This window comes from Cronobacter sp. 153480017-3 (assembly GCF_053627815.1).
The window spans coordinates 296,008-315,540 of record NZ_JBSEYN010000006.1 but is presented as its reverse complement, the minus strand read 5'-3'; the positions used below and the strand labels follow the sequence as shown (position 1 = coordinate 315,540).

Annotated in this window: 17 protein-coding genes and 1 pseudogene; 15 read left to right on the top strand and 3 right to left on the bottom strand. The window is 59.3% G+C overall.

Annotated elements, in window-relative coordinates:
• Nucleotides 1-28 precede the first annotated feature (28 nt).
• From rseA to acpS, 10 genes are all read left to right on the top strand, one after another.
• Nucleotides 29-679, top strand: a complete 651-nt coding sequence (gene rseA / locus ACUW6V_RS15425) for an anti-sigma-E factor RseA (protein ID WP_032974188.1) — start codon at nt 29-31, stop codon at nt 677-679.
• Nucleotides 679-1,632 carry a sigma-E factor regulatory protein RseB gene (gene rseB / locus ACUW6V_RS15420; protein ID WP_032968359.1) on the top strand — a complete coding sequence of 318 codons (954 nt, stop codon included), beginning with the start codon at nt 679-681 and terminating at the stop codon, nt 1,630-1,632. Before rseA ends, rseB begins: the two co-directional genes overlap by 1 nt.
• Nucleotides 1,629-2,108: a SoxR-reducing system protein RseC gene (rseC, locus tag ACUW6V_RS15415; RefSeq protein ID WP_032974187.1), complete on the top strand. Its 480-nt coding sequence runs from the start codon at nt 1,629-1,631 to the stop codon at nt 2,106-2,108. The genes rseB and rseC overlap by 4 nt, the downstream gene beginning before the upstream one ends.
• 199 nt (nt 2,109-2,307) lie before the next feature.
• The gene (lepA, locus tag ACUW6V_RS15410; protein ID WP_004387377.1) at nt 2,308-4,107 is read left to right on the top strand and encodes a translation elongation factor 4; all 1,800 of its coding nucleotides are present in this window, start codon (nt 2,308-2,310) and stop codon (nt 4,105-4,107) included.
• Between the two features lie 14 nt (nt 4,108-4,121).
• Entirely contained in the window at nt 4,122-5,087 is a 966-nt protein-coding gene (gene lepB / locus ACUW6V_RS15405; protein ID WP_032992448.1) for a signal peptidase I, read from the top strand.
• 171 nt (nt 5,088-5,258) lie between these two features.
• Complete coding sequence (rnc, locus tag ACUW6V_RS15400; RefSeq protein WP_004387379.1) at nt 5,259-5,939, top strand: ribonuclease III; 681 nt, start codon at nt 5,259-5,261, stop codon at nt 5,937-5,939.
• On the top strand, nt 5,936-6,841 hold the full coding sequence (era, locus tag ACUW6V_RS15395; RefSeq protein ID WP_007777363.1) for a GTPase Era: 906 nt from the start codon (nt 5,936-5,938) through the stop codon (nt 6,839-6,841). The genes rnc and era overlap by 4 nt, the downstream gene beginning before the upstream one ends.
• A gap of 9 nt (nt 6,842-6,850) precedes the next feature.
• A complete protein-coding gene (gene recO, locus ACUW6V_RS15390) occupies nt 6,851-7,588 on the top strand; it encodes a DNA repair protein RecO (protein ID WP_004387382.1) in 738 nt (245 codons plus the stop codon).
• 74 nt (nt 7,589-7,662) lie between these two features.
• Entirely contained in the window at nt 7,663-8,394 is a 732-nt protein-coding gene (gene pdxJ / locus ACUW6V_RS15385; RefSeq protein WP_007700675.1) for a pyridoxine 5'-phosphate synthase, read from the top strand.
• Nucleotides 8,394-8,774: a holo-ACP synthase gene (acpS, locus tag ACUW6V_RS15380; protein ID WP_004387384.1), complete on the top strand. Its 381-nt coding sequence runs from the start codon at nt 8,394-8,396 to the stop codon at nt 8,772-8,774. The genes pdxJ and acpS overlap by 1 nt, the downstream gene beginning before the upstream one ends.
• Here acpS and ACUW6V_RS15375 read toward each other — a convergent pair.
• Together ACUW6V_RS15375 and ACUW6V_RS15370 are read right to left on the bottom strand one after the other, a co-directional pair.
• The gene (locus tag ACUW6V_RS15375; protein WP_097649176.1) at nt 8,771-9,031 is read right to left on the bottom strand and encodes a YfhL family 4Fe-4S dicluster ferredoxin; all 261 of its coding nucleotides are present in this window, start codon (nt 9,029-9,031) and stop codon (nt 8,771-8,773) included. The genes acpS and ACUW6V_RS15375 overlap by 4 nt on opposite strands.
• A 56-nt stretch (nt 9,032-9,087) precedes the next feature.
• Nucleotides 9,088-9,936, bottom strand: coding sequence for a MurR/RpiR family transcriptional regulator (locus ACUW6V_RS15370; RefSeq protein WP_097649177.1), 849 nt, complete (start codon nt 9,934-9,936; stop codon nt 9,088-9,090).
• Between the two features lie 121 nt (nt 9,937-10,057).
• Here ACUW6V_RS15370 and murQ point away from each other — a divergent pair, with 121 nt between their 5' ends.
• The 4 genes and pseudogenes from murQ to tadA form a co-directional block, all read left to right on the top strand.
• Nucleotides 10,058-10,951, top strand: a complete 894-nt coding sequence (gene murQ, locus ACUW6V_RS15365) for an N-acetylmuramic acid 6-phosphate etherase (protein WP_004387387.1) — start codon at nt 10,058-10,060, stop codon at nt 10,949-10,951.
• A gap of 13 nt (nt 10,952-10,964) precedes the next feature.
• Nucleotides 10,965-12,332, top strand: coding sequence for a PTS transporter subunit EIIC (locus ACUW6V_RS15360; RefSeq protein WP_454038567.1), 1,368 nt, complete (start codon nt 10,965-10,967; stop codon nt 12,330-12,332).
• A 3-nt stretch (nt 12,333-12,335) separates the two neighbouring features.
• Nucleotides 12,336-12,971, top strand: a complete 636-nt coding sequence (gene yfhb / locus ACUW6V_RS15355; RefSeq protein ID WP_004387389.1) for a phosphatidylglycerophosphatase C — start codon at nt 12,336-12,338, stop codon at nt 12,969-12,971.
• A gap of 26 nt (nt 12,972-12,997) precedes the next feature.
• Nucleotides 12,998-13,471 (top strand): annotated as a pseudogene (gene tadA, locus ACUW6V_RS15350) (tRNA adenosine(34) deaminase TadA); the annotation flags it as partial.
• Here tadA and mltF read toward each other — a convergent pair.
• On the bottom strand, nt 13,431-14,990 hold the full coding sequence (gene mltF / locus ACUW6V_RS15345; RefSeq protein WP_032988769.1) for a membrane-bound lytic murein transglycosylase MltF: 1,560 nt from the start codon (nt 14,988-14,990) through the stop codon (nt 13,431-13,433). The pseudogene tadA and the gene mltF overlap by 41 nt on opposite strands.
• Nucleotides 14,991-15,257: 267 nt before the next feature.
• Between mltF and purL the strand changes: the two genes are divergently transcribed.
• Entirely contained in the window at nt 15,258-19,148 is a 3,891-nt protein-coding gene (gene purL, locus ACUW6V_RS15340) for a phosphoribosylformylglycinamidine synthase (protein WP_454038566.1), read from the top strand.
• The last annotated feature ends 385 nt before the right edge of the window (nt 19,149-19,533 follow it).

Genomic DNA, 19,533 nt, shown 5'->3' with positions numbered 1-19,533 from the left:
TAGCGGGATACTGGAAAAGGTATTAAGCATGCAGAAAGAAAAACTTTCCGCTTTAATGGATGGGGAAGCACTGGACAGCGAATTGTTGAGCGCGGTCGAAAATGACAAAGCGTTACAGCAAACCTGGGAAAGCTATCACCTCATTCGCGATACCCTGCGTGGCGATACTGGCGAAACGCTTCATTTTGATATCTCCGCACGTGTCATGGCGGCGATTGAAAATGAGCCCGCCCGTCAGGTTGCGCCGCTCATCCCTGAATCACAGCCCGCGCCGCAACAGTGGAGCAAAATGCCCTTCTGGCACAAAGTGCGCCCCTGGGCGAGCCAGCTGACGCAGGTCGGCATGGCAGCGTGCGTATCGCTGGCGGTGATCGTCGGCGTTCAGCACTATAACGGTCAACCTGATGCTACCGCGCAGCCAGAAGCGCCGGTTTTCAATACGCTGCCGATGATGGGTAAAGCCAGCCCGGTCAGCCTTGGCGTGCCGACGGCGGATAACAACGCCGCAGGCGGTCAGCCGCAGGTACAGGAACAGCGTCGCCGCATTAACGCGATGTTGCAGGATTACGAACTGCAACGCCGCCTGCATGCCGAGCAGCTCCAGCTGGAGCAGTCGCAGACGCAGCAGGCCGCCTTACAAGTGCCTGGTAACCAGACTTTAGGAACTCAATCGCAGTAATGAAGCAACTTTGGTGCGCCGTCTCTCTTTTGACGGGCAGCCTGTTCGTTTCCTTCAACGCCTCGGCAGATGCATCGTCCGAGGCGTTGTTGCAGCAAATGAACCTGGCGAGCCAGTCACTCAACTACGAGCTCTCATTTGTCAGCATCAACAAGCAGGGTGTGGAATCTTTACGCTACCGCCACGCCAGGCTCGACAATAAGCCCCTCGCACAATTATTGCAGCTGGACGGCCCGCGTCGCGAAGTCGTGCAGCGCGGTTCGGAAATCAGCTATTTCGAGCCAGGGCTTGAGCCGTTTACCCTGAACGGCGATTTCATCGTCGATTCGCTGCCGTCGCTGGTTTATACCGATTTCCGCCGCCTCGCGCCGTATTACGACTTTATCTCCGTCGGGCGCACCCGCATTGCCGACCGGCTTTGCGAAGTGATCCGCGTGGTGGCGCGCGATGGCACCCGTTATGGTTATATCGCGTGGGTTGATAGCGAGACCCGCCTGCCAATGCGTGTCGATTTGCTGGATCGCGACGGCGAAACGCTGGAGCAGTTCCGCGTCGTCTCCTTTACGGTGAACGATAAGCCCGGCACGATGATGCAGAATCTGGCGAAAGCCTCGCTGCCGCCGCTTCTCTCCGTACCGGCGGGCGATGACGTTAAGTTTGGCTGGTCAGCATCGTGGTTGCCGCAGGGCTTTACTGAAATTTCCAGCAGTCGCCGGCCGCTGCCGGGCGTCGATTCGCCGGTAGAGTCGCGGCTCTATTCTGACGGGCTGTTTAGTTTCTCGATTAACGTGAGCCGCGCGAGCGCCAATAGCAGCGAACAGATGCTGCGCACCGGCAGACGCACCGTCAGCACCGAAGTGCGCAATAATGCCGAAATCACGGTGGTGGGTGAACTGCCGCCACCGACGGCGAAGCGCATCGCGAGCAGCATTACCTTCAGGGCATCTCAATGATTAAAGAGTGGGCCACGGTCGTATCGTGGCAAAACGGCGAAGCTGTACTTAGCTGTGACGTCAAAGCCTCCTGCAGCAGTTGCGCGTCCCGCGCCGGTTGCGGCACGCGCGTGCTGAACAAGCTGGGGCCGCAGAACACGCACTATATCAACGTGCCGAGCGAACAGCCGCTGGTAGCCGGGCAGAAAGTGGAACTGGGCATCGCCGAAGGCAGCCTGCTTGGCTCCGCGATGCTGGTCTATCTGTCGCCGCTGGTGGGCCTGTTTATCATGGCAGGCGTGTTCCAGGCGCTGTTTGGCTCTGATCTCGCCGCGATGTGCGGCGCGGCGCTGGGTGGCGTGGGCGGTTTTCTGCTGGCGCGCGGCTTGTCGCCGAAATTCGCGTCGCGTGACAGCTGGCAGCCGGTTATCCTCAGCGTGGGCCTTCCGCCCGATGCGCTGCGCGTTGAAACGTCTCCTTCCTCAGACAGCCGGTAACCACCTGCTGCGTGTTTTACGCCGCCTTTCCCTGTGATTTTCATTCGCCGTCTATGCTTACCTGAGACGCAGTTTCCCCGCTTTCTGGTTGTAGTGTAGAATGCAGCGTTTCAGGCATAAGACAGCCAGAGACATCATGCTCAGTACCGCGCGTTGCGCCGAGCCTCTCAGGATTTATAAGGCATAAAAATCTCGCTATATGAAGAACATACGCAACTTTTCGATCATCGCTCACATCGACCACGGTAAATCGACGCTGTCTGACCGTATTATTCAAATTTGCGGCGGCCTTTCCGATCGCGAAATGGAAGCGCAGGTGCTGGACTCCATGGATCTGGAGCGCGAGCGCGGCATTACCATTAAAGCCCAGAGCGTGACGCTGGACTACAAAGCCTCTGACGGCGAAACCTACCAGCTTAACTTTATCGACACCCCCGGCCACGTTGACTTCTCCTATGAAGTTTCCCGCTCCCTCGCCGCGTGCGAAGGCGCGCTGCTGGTGGTGGACGCAGGCCAGGGCGTGGAAGCGCAAACGCTCGCCAACTGCTATACCGCGATCGAAATGGATCTCGAAGTGGTGCCGGTACTGAACAAAATTGACCTGCCCGCCGCCGATCCTGAGCGCGTGGCGGAAGAGATCGAAGATATCGTCGGTATCGACGCTACCGACGCGGTGCGCTGCTCGGCGAAAACCGGCGTGGGCGTACAGGATGTGCTGGAACGTCTGGTGCGCGACATCCCGCCGCCGGAAGGCGACCCGGACGCGCCGTTACAGGCGCTGATTATCGACTCCTGGTTTGATAACTACCTGGGCGTCGTTTCACTTATTCGCGTTAAGAACGGCACCCTGCGCAAAGGCGACAAGGTGAAAGTCATGAGCACCGGCCAGACGTATAACGCTGACCGTCTCGGGATTTTCACGCCGAAGCAAATCGACCGCACCGAGCTGAAATGCGGCGAGGTGGGCTGGCTGGTGTGCGCGATTAAAGACATTCTCGGCGCGCCGGTGGGCGATACCCTGACGCTCGCCCGTAACCCGGCGGAAAAAGCGCTGCCTGGCTTTAAGAAAGTGAAGCCGCAGGTTTACGCGGGCCTCTTCCCGGTCAGCTCTGACGATTACGAGTCTTTCCGTGACGCGCTCGGCAAACTGAGCCTGAACGACGCCTCGCTGTTCTACGAGCCGGAAAGCTCGACGGCGCTGGGCTTCGGCTTCCGCTGCGGCTTCCTCGGCCTGCTGCATATGGAAATCATCCAGGAGCGTCTGGAGCGCGAATACGATCTCGACCTCATCACCACGGCACCAACCGTTGTGTATGAAGTGCAGATGACCAATAACGAAGTGGTCTATGTCGACAGCCCGTCCAAGCTGCCGCCGCTGAACAACATTCAGGAACTGCGCGAGCCTATCGCCGAGTGTCACATGCTGCTGCCGCAGGAATATCTCGGCAACGTCATCACGCTGTGCGTTGAAAAACGCGGCGTGCAGACCAACATGGTGTACCACGGCAACCAGGTTGCGCTGACCTATGAAATTCCGATGGCGGAAGTGGTGCTCGACTTCTTCGACCGTCTGAAGTCCACCTCCCGCGGTTACGCGTCGCTGGATTACAACTTCAAGCGCTTCCAGGCCTCGAACATGGTGCGTGTCGACGTGCTGATCAACGGCGAGCGTGTCGATGCGCTGGCGCTGATTACCCACAACGACAACGCGCCGTACCGCGGTCGCGAGCTGGTGGAGAAGATGAAAGATCTGATCCCGCGCCAGCAGTTCGATATCGCCATTCAGGCGGCTATCGGCAACCACATTATTGCCCGCTCCACAGTGAAACAGCTGCGTAAAAACGTGCTGGCAAAATGCTACGGCGGCGACGTCAGCCGTAAGAAAAAGCTGTTGCAGAAACAGAAAGAGGGTAAAAAACGCATGAAGCAGGTCGGTAACGTCGAGCTGCCGCAGGAAGCGTTCCTCGCCATTCTGCACGTTGGGAAAGACGGTAAATAACCTAAGGAGTTGGCATGGCGAATATGTTTGCCCTGATCCTGGTCATCGCAACGCTGGTGACGGGCATCTTGTGGTGCGTGGATAAATTTATCTTCGCGCCGAAGCGTCGCGAGCGCGCGGCGCTTGCCGCCGCGGATGCGCAGGATGCGGGCGCGTCGAAAAAGGCAGGCCCGAAACCGGGCTGGCTGGAAACCGGCGCGTCGGTTTTCCCGGTTCTGGCTGTGGTTCTGGTCGTTCGCTCGTTTATTTATGAGCCGTTCCAGATCCCGTCTGGCTCCATGATGCCGACGCTGCTTATCGGCGATTTTATCCTTGTGGAGAAATTCGCCTACGGCATCAAAGATCCGATCTACCAGAAGACGCTTATCGAAACCGGCCATCCGAAGCGCGGCGACATCGCCGTGTTTAAATATCCGGGCGATCCGCGCCTTGACTACATTAAGCGCGTGGTTGGTCTGCCGGGCGATAAAGTCAGCTACGATCCGGTCGCCAAAGAAGTGACCGTCCAGCCGAACTGCAGTTCTGGCCAGGCGTGCGCGAACGCGCTGCCGATTACCTATTCAAACGTCGAGCCGAGCGATTTCGTACAGACGTTTGGCCGTCAGAACGGCGGCGAGGCGAGTAGCGGCTTCTTCCAGGTGCCGAAAAACGAAAGCAAAGACGGCGGTATTCGCCTGACCGAGCGTAAGGAAACCTTAGGCGACATCACGCACCGCATTCTCACAGTGCCTATCGCGCAGGATCAGGTCGGTATTTACTACCGTCAGCAGGGCCAGCAGAACGGCACCTGGATTGTTCCGCCGGGCCACTACTTCATGATGGGCGACAACCGCGATAACAGCGCCGACAGCCGTTACTGGGGCTTCGTCCCGGAGGCGAATCTGGTGGGCAAAGCGACCGCTATCTGGATGAGTTTCGAGAAGCAGGAAGGTGAATGGCCGACAGGCGTGCGCCTGAATCGAATCGGCGGCATTCATTAACGAATTAAATCTGTTGGAACTAACGACATCCCCTGTCGTTGTGTATAGAATATTCCCCCGACGATTTCCGGCTGGCTCCCGCAAGGGAGCCACGGCACACGAAACAGCTTTGAACCCCATCAGCCCTGTTCCGTGTGCTGAATTTTTGACGCATTCATTAATTGGTATCGCATGAACCCCATCGTAATTAATCGGCTTCAGCGAAAGCTGGGCTACACTTTTCATCATCAGGATCTGTTGCAGCAGGCATTAACGCATCGCAGTGCCAGCAGCAAACATAATGAGCGTCTGGAGTTTCTGGGTGACTCCATTTTAAGTTTCGTGATTGCGAACGCGCTGTATCACCGTTTTCCGCGTGTCGATGAAGGCGACATGAGCCGTATGCGCGCAACGCTTGTGCGTGGTAATACGCTCGCCGAAATCGCGCGTGAATTTGAGCTGGGCGAGTGCCTGCGCCTTGGGCCGGGCGAGCTGAAAAGCGGCGGTTTTCGTCGCGAATCGATTCTTGCCGATACCGTTGAAGCCTTAATTGGCGGCGTGTTCCTCGACAGCGATATCCAGACCGTTGAGCGCTTAATTCTCACCTGGTATCAAACGCGTCTGGATGAAATTAGTCCGGGCGATAAACAAAAAGATCCGAAAACGCGTCTGCAGGAATATCTGCAGGGGCGCCATCTGCCGCTGCCGTCTTACCTGGTGGTACAGGTGCGTGGGGAAGCTCACGATCAGGAATTTACTATCCACTGCCAGGTAAGTGGCCTGAGCGAACCGGTGGTCGGCACGGGTTCCAGCCGCCGCAAAGCGGAGCAGGCAGCCGCTGAGCAGGCGCTGAAAAAACTGGAGCTGGAATGAGCGAAACCAAAACATACTGCGGGTTTATCGCCATCGTTGGCCGCCCGAACGTCGGGAAGTCAACGCTGCTGAACAAACTGCTCGGGCAGAAAATTTCTATTACTTCCCGTAAGGCACAAACCACGCGCCACCGTATCGTGGGCATTCATACCGAGGGCGAGTATCAGGCGATTTACGTCGATACCCCCGGCCTGCATATGGAAGAGAAACGCGCCATTAACCGCCTGATGAACAAGGCGGCCAGCAGCTCTATCGGCGACGTCGAGCTGGTGATTTTCGTGGTCGAAGGCACCCGCTGGACGCCGGACGACGAAATGGTGCTGAACAAACTGCGCGACGGTAAAGCGCCGGTCATTCTGGCTATCAACAAAGTCGACAACGTGCAGGACAAAGCGGAGCTGCTGCCGCATTTACAGTTCCTGGGCAGCCAGATGAATTTCCTCGATATTGTGCCGATCTCCGCAGAAACAGGCATGAATGTCGATACTATCGCGGCGATTGTGCGCAAGCACCTGCCGGAGGCGATTCATCATTTCCCGGAAGATTACATCACCGACCGCTCGCAGCGCTTTATGGCCTCTGAAATCATCCGTGAAAAACTGATGCGTTTCCTGGGTGCCGAGCTGCCGTATTCGGTGACGGTCGAAATCGAGCGTTTCGTGACGAACGAGCGCGGCGGTTACGACATCAACGGGCTGATCCTCGTTGAGCGCGAAGGGCAGAAGAAAATGGTGATTGGCAATAAAGGCGCCAAAATCAAAACCATCGGCATCGAAGCGCGTAAGGACATGCAGGACATGTTCGAAGCGCCGGTGCACCTTGAGCTGTGGGTTAAAGTGAAATCGGGCTGGGCCGACGATGAGCGCGCCCTGCGCAGTCTCGGTTACGTCGACGATCTCTAAGGCCGCCTGATGGAAGGCTGGCAGCGTGCCTTTGTGCTCCACGCGCGTCCGTGGAGCGAAACCAGCCTGATTATCGATCTGTTCAGCGAAGAATCCGGCCGCGTGCGCGTGGTCGCCAAAGGCGCGCGTCGCAAACGTTCTAATCTCAAAGGCGCGCTGCAGCCGTTTACCCCGCTGCTGGTGCGCTGGAGCGGGCGCGGCGACGTTAAAAACCTCACCAGCGCCGAAGCCGTTTCGCTCGCGCTTCCGCTTTCCGGCATCACGCTTTACAGCGGCCTGTACGTTAACGAACTGGTCGCGCGCGTGCTGGAGCCGGAAACCCGCTTTTCCGAACTTTTCTTCGATTACCTGCACTGCATTCAGGCGCTGGCGGGTGCCAGCGGATCGCCGGAGCCTGCGCTGCGTCGCTTTGAACTGGCGCTGCTCGGGCATCTCGGTTACGGCGTCGATTTTCTGCACTGCGCGGGCACCGGTGATGAAGTCGATGACGCCATGACGTACCGTTACCGCGAAGAGAAGGGCTTTATTGCAAGCCTCGTTATCGACAATACCTCCTTTACCGGCCGCCAGCTCAAAGCGCTCGCCACCCGCGAATTCCCCGATGTTGACACCCTGCGCGCCGCCAAGCGTTTCACGCGTATGGCGCTCAAACCGTATCTTGGCGGCAAACCGTTAAAGAGCCGCGAGCTGTTTCGCCAGTTTGTGCCTAAAAAACGTCCGCTTCCGCCGGAAGGCGAAACCGCCTGACCGCGCAACCATAGCCAGCCTTTCCCGACCAGGTGTAAACTGCCTGCACTTTTTGTCGATTTACGAGGATTGTCATGGCTGAATTGCTGTTAGGGGTTAACATCGACCACATCGCCACGCTGCGTAACGCCCGCGGCACGGCTTATCCGGACCCGGTACAGGCGGCGTTCATCGCCGAACAGGCAGGTGCGGATGGCATCACCGTTCACCTGCGTGAAGATCGCCGTCATATCACCGATCGCGATGTGCGTATCCTGCGCCAGACACTCCACACCCGTATGAACCTCGAGATGGCCGTCACCGAAGAGATGCTGACCATCGCCTGCGAGACAAAACCGCATTTCTGCTGCCTGGTGCCGGAGAAGCGTCAGGAAGTGACCACCGAAGGCGGGCTCGATGTCGCAGGCCAGCTCGATAAAATGCGCGACGCCTGCCAGCGTCTGGCGGCGGCGGGTATTCTGGTGTCGCTGTTTATCGACGCCGATAACGCGCAGATTGACGCAGCGGTCGCCGTCGGCGCGCCGTACATTGAAATCCACACCGGCTGCTATGCGGATGCCGAAGACGACGCCACCCGCGCGCGCGAGCTTGAGCGTATCGCGAAAGCCGCCACCTACGCCGCGAGCAAAGGCCTGAAAGTGAACGCCGGACACGGGCTGACGTATCACAACGTGCAGGCAATTGCTGCGCTGCCGGAAATGCATGAGCTGAATATCGGCCACGCGATTATCGGGCGCGCCGTGATGAGCGGCCTGAAAGAGGCGGTGTCTGAGATGAAACGCCTGATGCTGGAAGCGCGTCGCTAATGGCGATTCTGGGGCTCGGTACCGATATCGTGGAGATTGACCGCATCGAGGCGGTCATCTCCCGCTCAGGCGACCGGCTGGCGAAGCGGGTGCTGAGCGCGAACGAATGGGCGCAGTATCAGGCGCACCAGCAGCCGGTGCGCTTTCTGGCGAAGCGCTTCGCGGTAAAAGAGGCGGCGGCAAAAGCCTTCGGCACCGGCATCCGCAACGGGCTGGCGTTTAATCAGTTTGAAGTGTTTAACGACGAGCTGGGAAAACCAAAGCTGCGGCTGTGGGATGAGGCTGAACGGCTGGCGGCGCGTATGGGCGTGACGTCAGTACACGTCACGCTTGCTGACGAGCGGCACTACGCCTGCGCCACGGTAATTATCGAAAGCTAGATCTTATCGGCATGATGGAGCAGCACGAATTTATCCCACAGCTGCTCTTCATTCTCTGCATGCGCCGGATCCTTAATAATCGTGTTCGGGATCGGGCACACTTTCTGACAGGTGGGCGTCTCGTAATGCCCCACGCATTCTGTGCAACGGCGGGTGTCAATCTGGTAGATGTTGTCTCCCATTGAGATAGCCTCGTTCGGGCACTCCGGCTCGCACATGTCACAGTTGATACATTTTTTAGTGATTAGCAGCGCCATCAGGAAAATCTCAGAAACAACACAAACAGGGCGGGCATTATACGCCCATTTGTTACTCAGACCAGTTTTTTTACCAGCGCCTCGCTGTGACGAATGCGCCCCGGTGCTTTCTCCAGATCCTGCTGCACCAGCGCCATAAACAGCAGATCCGCGAGCATCATCTGGGCGGAAGTGGAGGAGATTGCCGCGCTGCGCGTCGCCTGCTCTTCGGCGATCGTATAGAGACACTGGGTCGCGCGCTGTTGCAGCGCGTTCGGCGTAAAACCGGTAATGGCGAGAATGCGTGCGCCCACGCGCAGCGCTTCGTCGGCAGCGAGATTGATTTCGCGCCGCTCGCCGGAGTAAGAAAGCGCCACCAGCAAATCTTCCGGCTCCATCGCCTGCACGGTGGCCAGCAGCGCGTGCATATCCTGTTCGGCAACGGCATTAAGGCCAATTTTCATCAGCTTCCAGGAGAAATTTTTCGCGACCAGCCCTGACGCGCCGATGCCGGTCAGCACTATGCGCCGCGCGTTGCGCAGCAGCCCGACGCTCGCCAGCAGTTTCTCTTCCGGGTTGATATCCAGCGACGCATGCATCGCCGCGACATTCTCTTTAATGAGCTTTTCACCAACCAGGCGCAGCGGGTCGTCGCCCAGGATCTCGTTATGTACCGCCACCGAGTGAATGTTGCTCTGGCTCGCGAGCGCTTCGCTGATAGCGAGTTTCAGCGCCGGGAAGCCTTTATAACCGAGCTTCTGTGAAAACTTCACCACGCTCGACTGGCTGACGCCCGCTTCCGCCGCCAGCTGCTGCGAGCTTAAATGGCGAGCGTAGTCGGGGAACTGAAGCAAAAAGTCGGCAAGTTTTCGGTCGCTTTGCGCCAGCGTCGGGTATCGCTGGCGGATAAGGATCAGGGTATTCATCAACGCCTCCGGCTGGATTAAGTGTGATCGGCTTTTCAATGCCGGGAAATTTACTCGCCACTTTGAATTTTATATTCCATTATAGCGTCATCATTATGAATTAAAAATTCAGAGGTGCAATATGAATCTTGGCTCGCTGGTCTCAGAAACCCGCAATCCCGATACCCTGGATCTAGACGCGCTCCCGACGCTTGAGATGCTGAGGCGTTTTAACGAAGAAGACAAGCGGGTAGCGCACGCCGTCAGTGAAACGCTGCCGGAGGTCGCGAAAGCGGTGGACGCGGCGGCCGCGGCGCTTACCTGCGGCGGGCGGCTCATCTATATGGGGGCAGGCACCAGCGGGCGTCTTGGCGTGCTGGACGCCTCGGAATGCCCGCCAACGTTCGGCGTGCCGCATGGCGTGGTGGTCGGGCTTATCGCAGGCGGCCCCGGCGCGCTGCTGAAAGCCGTCGAAGGCGCGGAAGATAACGCGCAGCTTGGCGAAGACGATCTTAAAGCCATTGGGCTTAACGCGCGCGATATGGTGGTGGGGCTGGCGGCATCAGGCCGCACGCCGTATGTCATCGGCGGCCTGAAGTACGCCCGCGCGCTGGGTTGCGCGACGGCGGCCATCTCCTGCAACCCCGGCTCGCCGATAGCCGAAGCGGCGGAAATCGCTATTTCGCCGGTGGTCGGCCCGGAGGCGCTTACCGGCTCCACGCGTCTGAAATCCGGTACGGCGCAGAAGCTCGTCCTTAATATGATCTCCACCGGCGCAATGGTGAAGTGCGGCAAGGTCTACCAGAACCTGATGGTGGATATGAAAGCGACCAACGTCAAACTGGTGGATCGCGCCTGCCGGATGGTGATGGAAGCGACCGGCGTGACGCGTGAAGAAGCCGAAGCGGTGCTCACGCAGACCGAGTACGAGGTGAAACCCGCCATTTTAATGGTGCTGACCGGGCTGGACGCGCAGGCCGCCCACGCGCGTCTCGCGGCGCATAACGGCTTTTTAAGAGCGGCGTTGCAGCCGTAAGGGGACGTAACGTATGGAAAAATCGGTGACGCTCGCCACGCAAATCCTCAACGGCGTGGGCGGTGAAGGCAACATTTTACGGCTGGAAAACTGCATGACGCGCGTGCGTGTGGAGCTGCGCGACGAGAGCCTGATGGATCTCCCGGCGCTAAAGGCGCTGCCCGGCATCAGCGGTTATGTGAAACAGGGTGAGCAGCATCAGCTGATTGCCGGCCCCGGACGCGCCGCGCAAATCGTCGATGCGATGCGCGCGCAGATGCAGGGCGCGACGTCCACCGAACCGGCGATTGACGACGCCGCACGCACGAAAGCTCAGGCGAAAGCGCGCTATAAAGCGCCGATGAGCGATGCGCTGCGTCAGCTTGCGAACGTGTTTATTCCGCTGATCCCGGCGTTTATCGCCTCGGGGCTGATTACCGGGATTATTAATATCCTCAAACGCCCGGATATCGTCGGCGGCTTCGCCACCAGCTATCCGAATCTGCTGGGGTTGCTCGGCATTTTCGGCAGCGCCGTGTTCGCCATTATGAACATTCTGGTCGGCGTTAACGCCGCGCGGGTGTTCGGCGGCTCGGTGGCGATGGGCGGCGTCATGGCGGGTATTCTCTCCAGCCCGCAGCTGGCACAGATTACGCTCTTCGGCGAGCCGTTACAGCCGGGACGCGGCGGCGTCATCGCCGTGCTGCTGGTGGTCATGCTGATGTGCTGGCTTGAGAAAAAGCTGCGTAATCTGCTGCCGGTGTCGGTCGAACTCATCCTCAATCCGTTACTGACGACGCTCATTACCGGCGCGGTCGCTATTGTGGCGCTGCAACCGCTCGGCGGCTGGATTTCGGAAACTATCGCGCATGGCGCGTCGCTCGCTATCGATAAAGGCGGGCTGCTGGTGGGCGCGGTGCTGGCGGGCACGTTTTTACCGCTGGTGCTCACCGGCCTGCATCAGGGGCTGGTGCCAATCCACGTCGAGCTGGTTCAGGCGCACGGCTATAACGCGCTGTTTCCCATCCTTGCGATGGCGGGTGTCGGGCAGATTGGCGCGTCGCTGGCGGTGCTGCTGAAAACCCGTAACGCGCGGCTGAAAAAGGTGATCAAAGGCGCGCTGCCGGTCGGTCTGCTCGGTATCGGCGAGCCGCTGATTTTCGGCGTGACGCTGCCGCTCGGCAAGCCGTTTATCGGCGCGTGTCTTGGCGGGGCGGCAGGCGGCGCGATTATCAGCTACTTTAAAGTGGCGACGGTCATCACTTTTGGCATCTCCGGGCTACCGCTGGCGCTTACCATCGTGACCGGAAAAGTGATGCTCTATCTGTTAGGCTATCTGGTAGCGGTGATCGCCGGTTTTCTGTGTACGTGGTTCCTGGGCTTTAACGATCCAGAGGAGTAAGGTTTGGCCAATAACGAGCGTCGGGTGGTGTTTTTCGATCTGGATGGCACATTGCATCAACAGGATATGTTCGGCACTTTTATGCGCTATCTGCTGCGGCGTCAGCCGCTTAACCTGCTGCTGGTTATTCCTCTGCTGCCCGTTATCCTGGGCGGGCTGTTAATCAAAGGGCGCGCCGCCCGCTGGCCGATGAGTCTGTTGCTCTGGGGTTGTACCTTCGGTCACAGCGAGGCGCGTCTGAAAACGCTGGAAAAAGCTTTCGCCGACTGGTTTCGCACCCATGTCGTCACCTTTCCGGTGGTGCATGAGCGCCTGACCGGTTACCTCACCAGCACCGATGCCGACGTCTGGCTCATCACCGGCTCCCCGCAGACGCTGGTAGAACAGGTTTATTACGATACCCCGTGGCTGCCGCGCGTGAATGTCATCGCCAGCCAAATGGAGCGCCGCTTTGGTGGCTGGGTACTGACGCTGCGCTGCCTCGGCCATGAAAAAGTAGCGCAGCTGGAGCGCCAGATTGGCACGCCGCTGCGTCTCTACAGCGGCTACAGCGACAGCAAGCAAGATAACCCGCTGCTTTACTTTTGCCAGCACCGCTGGCGCGTCACCCCGCAGGGGCAGCTCCAGCAGCTCGAATAAGGCGCGTTTCGCAACCCATAAACGGTGTGTATAATGCCGCCCGCCTTATACTCCCGGAGAAGCTTGTGTCACAGACTGAACTCACCCACGAATACTGGATTCGCCACGCGCTGACGCTCGCGCAGCGCGCCTGGGACGAGGGAGAAGTGCCGGTAGGCGCGGTGCTGGTACACAACAATCAGGTTATCGGCGAAGGCTGGAACCGCCCGATTGGCCGCCACGACCCGACCGCACACGCCGAGATCATGGCGCTGCGCCAGGGCGGGCTGGTGCTGCAAAATTATCGTCTGCTGGATACCACGCTGTATGTCACGCTTGAGCCGTGCGTCATGTGCGCAGGCGCGATGGTGCATGGGCGTATCGGCACGCTGGTGTTCGGCGCGCGTGATGCCAAAACCGGCGCGGTCGGGTCGCTGATGGACATCACCGGGCATCCCGGCATGAACCATCAGGTGCAGGTTATCGAGGGGATACTGGCGACAGAGTGTTCGGCAATGCTGAGTGCGTTTTTCCGCCAGCGCCGGCTTGAGAAAAAGGCCCTAAAGGAAGCGACGAAAAGGGCGACGGGAACAGACCCTGCGGCGTAATATTCGTCGGGTAACTCTGCACAAGCTTAGGCTGCGCTGCCGCGGCGGCCTGCTTTTCCTTCTCCAGCAGATAACCGACCAGGCTTATCTGATATTTACGGATATTTTCCACATAGGCGTAAGCCTCATGCCCGCGCGCGTAGCCATAGGTGAGCTTGCTGTAATAGGGGCGCTGGCTTAACAGCGGCAGCCGCTGTTTTACATCAGACCAGCTATCCGGGTTGCCTTTTTGTTTTGCCGTCAGCGCGCGGGCGTCCAGCATATGCGCGTAGCCCATGTTATACGCTGCCAGCGCAAACCAGATCCGCTCCTCTTCCGGAACGCTTTCCGGCACTTTGCTCATCATATCTTTCAGATAGCGCGCGCCGCCGCTGATGCTCTGCTCGGCATCAAGGCGATCGGTCAGCCCCAGGCTTTGCGCCGTATTGCGCGTCAGCATCATCAGACCGCGCACGCCGGTAGGCGAGGTGGCCTGGCTGTCCCAGTGGGATTCCTGATACGAGATGGCCGCCAGCAGTCGCCAGTCGATATCCGTCGCGTATTTCTCAAAGAGCGGCTGCAGCTCCGGCAGCACGCTGTCCACGGCGCGCAGGAAACTGCGGGTATCTACGTAATCGAAATCATTGCCGTGGCCCAGATACTTCTCTTCCAGGCGCGCCAGCGTACCGTCTTCGTTAATCTGATTGAAGAAATCGAGCAGCGCGGCCGAGAGCGAGTTATCGCTGCTGCGGCGGCTGAACCATGTCACGGGCTGCTCATCGCTGAGATCGAGCGCGACCGCAAGCTGCGGGTGAACGCGCTGGAACAGGCCGATGGCGACCGAATCGGCGATGGTGTAATCCAGCGTGCCCTGAGCCACCTGCAGCATCAGCTCGTTGCTGCTGAGTTTCGGGTCGACGCGCCAGGTTAAATCCGGGTATTTGCTTGCTTTGAGTTGTTCCAGCTCGCTTTGCGCCACGTGGCCCGGCGCAATGGTCAGTTGCCCCTCTTTAATACTGGCGAGGCTTCGCGGACGCAGGCTGCCGACGCGGTAAACCATCTGCTGCGAGACGGAATAATAGATAGGGCCAGCCTGATAGTGCTGGCTGCGCGCTTCGTTATAGACCAGGCCTGCGGCGAGAAGATCGGCGTCGTTATTGTCGAGATCGTCAAAGAGCTGACTGATGTTCTGGCGCACGGTGATTTTAAGCTTCACGCCGAGATAGTCGGCGAAGGCCTGGCTTAGCTCGTAATCAAGCCCGGACATCGTCTCGCCGGCGGAATACATCGTCAGCGGCGTGGCGATGGTACTGACGCGCAAAACCCCCCGCGCCTGGATCGCGGCGATACGGTTATCGGCTTTGCCGGACCAGGGAATGGCCGGCCACAAGGCCACTGCCAGCAGCAGGGTAACGACGCCGATGAGCAGATAATTAAGCTTTAATTTTTTCAATTAGTTAATTCTCTGCGTTGCCTCGGGGCTCAGCGAACAATCGTTAGTAAACCGTTTCGTTTGAATGGCATGGAGCGGCATTTTGCGTAACAAAGCGCCACTTGGCAACTAATTAGAGGAATCGGCCACACCAAACGTTAACGCGACGGCGGGATTTTATTTCTACGCAAACGGTTTCGTCAGCGCGCCGGATTCTTTATAATGACGCCCGTTTTCCCCCTTGCGCCCACTGAGGTGCCCTCCGGCGCTTCGAAGACGAGAGATTAGATGATGGAAATTCTGCGTGGTTCGCCCGCTCTGTCGGCATTTCGTATTAACAAACTGCTGGCTCGTTTCAAAGACGCTCACCTCCCGGTGAAAACCCTTTATGCCGAGTATGTCCATTTTGCTGACCTCGCCGCACCGCTGAATGCCGAAGAGCACGCGCGCCTTGAGCGCCTGCTGAAATATGGGCCGAGCCTTACTGGCCACGCGCCGTTGGGCCGTCTGCTGCTGGTAACGCCGCGCCCTGGCACTATCTCTCCCTGGTCCTCCAAAGCGACAGACATCGCCCATAACTGCGGGCTCGCCCAGGTCAAACGCCTGGAGCGCGGCGTGGCGTATTACCTCGATGTGGATCCCACCGCGGGCGACGACGCCTGGCGCCAGATTGCGGCAGAGCTGCATGACCGCATGATGGAGAGCGTGTTCGGCGCGTTGGAAGACGCCGCGCAGCTATTCGCGCACCACGAACCCGCGCCGGTACAGAGCGTGGATCTGCTGGGGCAGGGCCGTCAGGCGCTGGCGGACGCTAACGTGCGTCTGGGGCTGGCGCTGGCAGAAGATGAAATCGACTACCTGCATGACGCGTTCACCCGCCTGGGGCGCAACCCGAACGACATCGAACTCTACATGTTCGCGCAGGCCAACTCTGAGCACTGCCGTCACAAAATTTTTAACGCCGACTGGGTTATCGACGGCGAAAAACAGCCGAAGTCGCTGTTTAAAATGATTAAAAACACTTTCGAGAAGACCCCGAATTTCGTGCTCTCCGCGTATAAAGATAACGCGGCGGTTATGGAAGGCTCTTCCGTGGGCCGTTTCTACGCCGATCATGAAGCGGGCCGCTACGCGTTCCATCAGGAACCGGCGCACATTCTGATGAAAGTGGAAACGCACAACCATCCGACCGCCATTTCACCGTGGCCGGGTGCCGCGACAGGCTCCGGCGGCGAAATTCGTGACGAAGGCGCGACGGGCCGCGGTGCGAAGCCGAAAGCGGGTCTGGTGGGTTTTTCTGTTTCTAACCTGCGCATTCCGGGCTTTGAGCAGCCGTGGGAAGAAGATTTCGGCAAGCCGGATCGTATCGTTACCGCGCTCGATATCATGACCGAAGGCCCGCTTGGCGGCGCGGCGTTCAACAACGAATTTGGTCGTCCGGCGCTGAACGGCTATTTCCGTACCTATGAAGAGAAAGTGGCGAGCCACAACGGCGAAGAGCTGCGCGGCTACCATAAGCCGATCATGCTGGCAGGCGGCATCGGCAACATTCGCGCCGACCATGTGCAGAAGGGTGAAATTCCGCCAGGCGCGAAGCTGATCGTGCTCGGCGGCCCGGCGATGAATATCGGCCTCGGCGGCGGCGCGGCGTCCTCTATGGCGTCCGGCCAGTCCGACGCCGATCTCGATTTCGCCTCGGTACAGCGCGACAACCCGGAAATGGAGCGCCGCTGCCAGGAAGTGATCGACCGCTGCTGGCAGTTGGGCGAGGCCAACCCGATCCTCTTTATTCATGACGTTGGCGCGGGCGGCCTTTCCAACGCCATGCCGGAGCTGGTAAGCGACGGCGGGCGCGGCGGGCGTTTTGAACTGCGCGACATTTTAAGCGACGAGCCGGGCATGAGCCCGCTGGAAGTCTGGTGTAACGAATCCCAGGAGCGTTACGTGCTGGCCGTGGCGCCCGAACAGCTGGCGCTGTTTGACGAACTGTGCCGCCGCGAGCGCGCGCCGTACGCCGTGATTGGCGAGGCGACCGAAGCGCAGCACCTGACGCTTAACGACAGCCACTTCGACAACCAGCCGGTGGATATGCCGCTTGACGTTCTGCTCGGCAAAACACCGAAGATGACCCGCGACGTTACGCGCTTACAGGCCGAGGGCCAGCCGTTTGACCGTACGGGCATTACGCTTGCCGATGCGGTGAAGCGCGTGCTGCATCTGCCGACAGTCGCGGAGAAAACCTTCCTGGTGACCATTGGCGACCGCACCGTGACCGGCATGGTCGCGCGCGATCAGATGGTCGGTCCGTGGCAGGTGCCGGTGGCGAACTGCGCGGTCACGACCGCAAGCCTCGACAGCTACTACGGCGAAGCGATGGCGATGGGCGAGCGCGCGCCGGTGGCGCTGCTGGACTTCGCCGCTTCCGCCCGTCTGGCGGTGGGTGAAGCGCTCACTAACATTGCGGCGACCCAAATCGGCGATATCAAACGCCTGAAACTTTCCGCCAACTGGATGGCGGCGGCGGGGCACCCTGGCGAAGACGCCGGTCTCTATGCTGCCGTTAAAGCGGTGGGCGAGGAGCTCTGCCCGCAGCTCGGCCTGACCATTCCGGTCGGTAAAGATTCGATGTCGATGAAAACCCGCTGGCAGCAGGATGGCGAACAGCGCGAGATGACCTCGCCGCTGTCGCTGGTGATCTCCGCCTTCGCCCGCGTGGAAGATGTGCGTCGCACCGTGACGCCGGAACTCACTACCGAAGATAACGCCCTGCTGTTAATCGATCTCGGCAATGGCCAGAACGCGCTGGGCGCGACGGCGCTGGCGCAGGTTTATCGTCAGCTCGGCGACAAGCCTGCCGACGTGCGCGACGCCGGTCAGCTGAAATGCTTCTACGACGCCATCCAGGCGCTGGTGGCGCAGCGTAAACTGCTGGCCTACCACGACCGTTCCGACGGCGGCCTGCTGGTGACGCTCGCGGAGATGGCGTTTGCGGGTCACTGCGGCATTGAAGCGGATATCGCCGCTCTCGGCGACGACGCGCTAGCGGTGCTGTTTAATGAAGAGCTGGGCGCGGTGATTCAGATTGCCGCCGCCGAGCGCGAGCAGGTAGAGCGCGTACTGAAAGATCACGGTCTTGGCGAATGCACGCACTATCTCGGCAAGGCGGTCGCGGGCGATCGCTTCACGCTGACGGCGGGCGACAAGGTGGTGTACAGCGAAAGCCGCACCCAGCTTCGCATGTGGTGGGCGGAAACCACCTGGCAGATGCAGCGCCTGCGCGATAACCCGGAATGCGCGGATCAGGAACACCAGGCGAAAGCCAACGACAGCGATCCGGGCCTTAACGTGAAGCTGACGTTCGATATCAAAGAAGATATCGCCGCGCCGTTTATCGCCACCGGCGCGCGCCCGAAAGTCGCGGTACTGCGCGAGCAGGGCGTGAACTCTCATGTGGAGATGGCGGCCGCGTTCCACCGCGCGGGCTTTGACGCCATCGACGTGCATATGAGCGATCTGCTCGCCGGTCGTCGTGGCCTCGGCGATTTTCACACGCTCGTCGCCTGCGGCGGCTTCTCTTACGGCGACGTGCTGGGCGCGGGCGAGGGCTGGGCGAAGTCCATTCTCTTCAACGACCGCGTGCGTGACGAGTTCACCGAATTCTTCCACCGTCCGCAGACGCTGGCGCTCGGCGTCTGTAACGGCTGCCAGATGATGTCCAACCTGCGCGAGCTGATCCCGGGCAGCGAACTGTGGCCGCGCTTTGTGCGTAACCAGTCCGACCGCTTTGAAGCGCGCTTCAGCCTGGTGGAAGTGACGGCCAGCCCGTCGCTGCTGCTGGACGGCATGACCGGCTCCCATATGCCGATTGCGGTTTCCCACGGCGAAGGCCGCGTGGAGGTCCGCGACGACGCGCATCTGGCGGCGCTTGAAAGCAAAGGGCTGGTGGCGCTGCGCTATATTGATAACTTCGGCGCGGTAACGGAAACCTATCCGGCGAACCCGAACGGTTCACCGAACGGCATTACCGCCGTGACCAGCGAAGGCGGGCGCGTCACTATCATGATGCCGCACCCGGAGCGCGTCTTCCGCACGGTGGCGAACTCCTGGCACCCGGCGAACTGGGGCGAGGACAGCCCGTGGATGCGCATTTTCCGCAACGCGCGTAAGCAGCTTGGTTAATCCTGCTCGTTTTATCCTGATAAAGGCCTCGCAAGAGGCCTTTTTTCTTTTAATCGCTTTTTCTTTGAGTGCGAATCCGGCAGGTGTCGGTAAATTGCGACAGCGGCATGATCGTGGTGTCGCTGATTTGCGACATGTAAGCTATTGATTTATATAGCGCCTAAAAAGCATCAGGGGAAGTGTTGGGATTTAGCGACACTCTGGCGAAAAATAACGCAAAACTTTGAAGCGTCTCATATAATTAAAACTATTACATAACAGCAACTTATGATTTATGTGGTAAACCTGGCACGGTTACTGCATAATAACACGCAGTGGCTCATTCACCTTCTTATGTCAGCCCCATTGCGAGCGCTACATAAACTTCGAATGACGCACTCAAAGG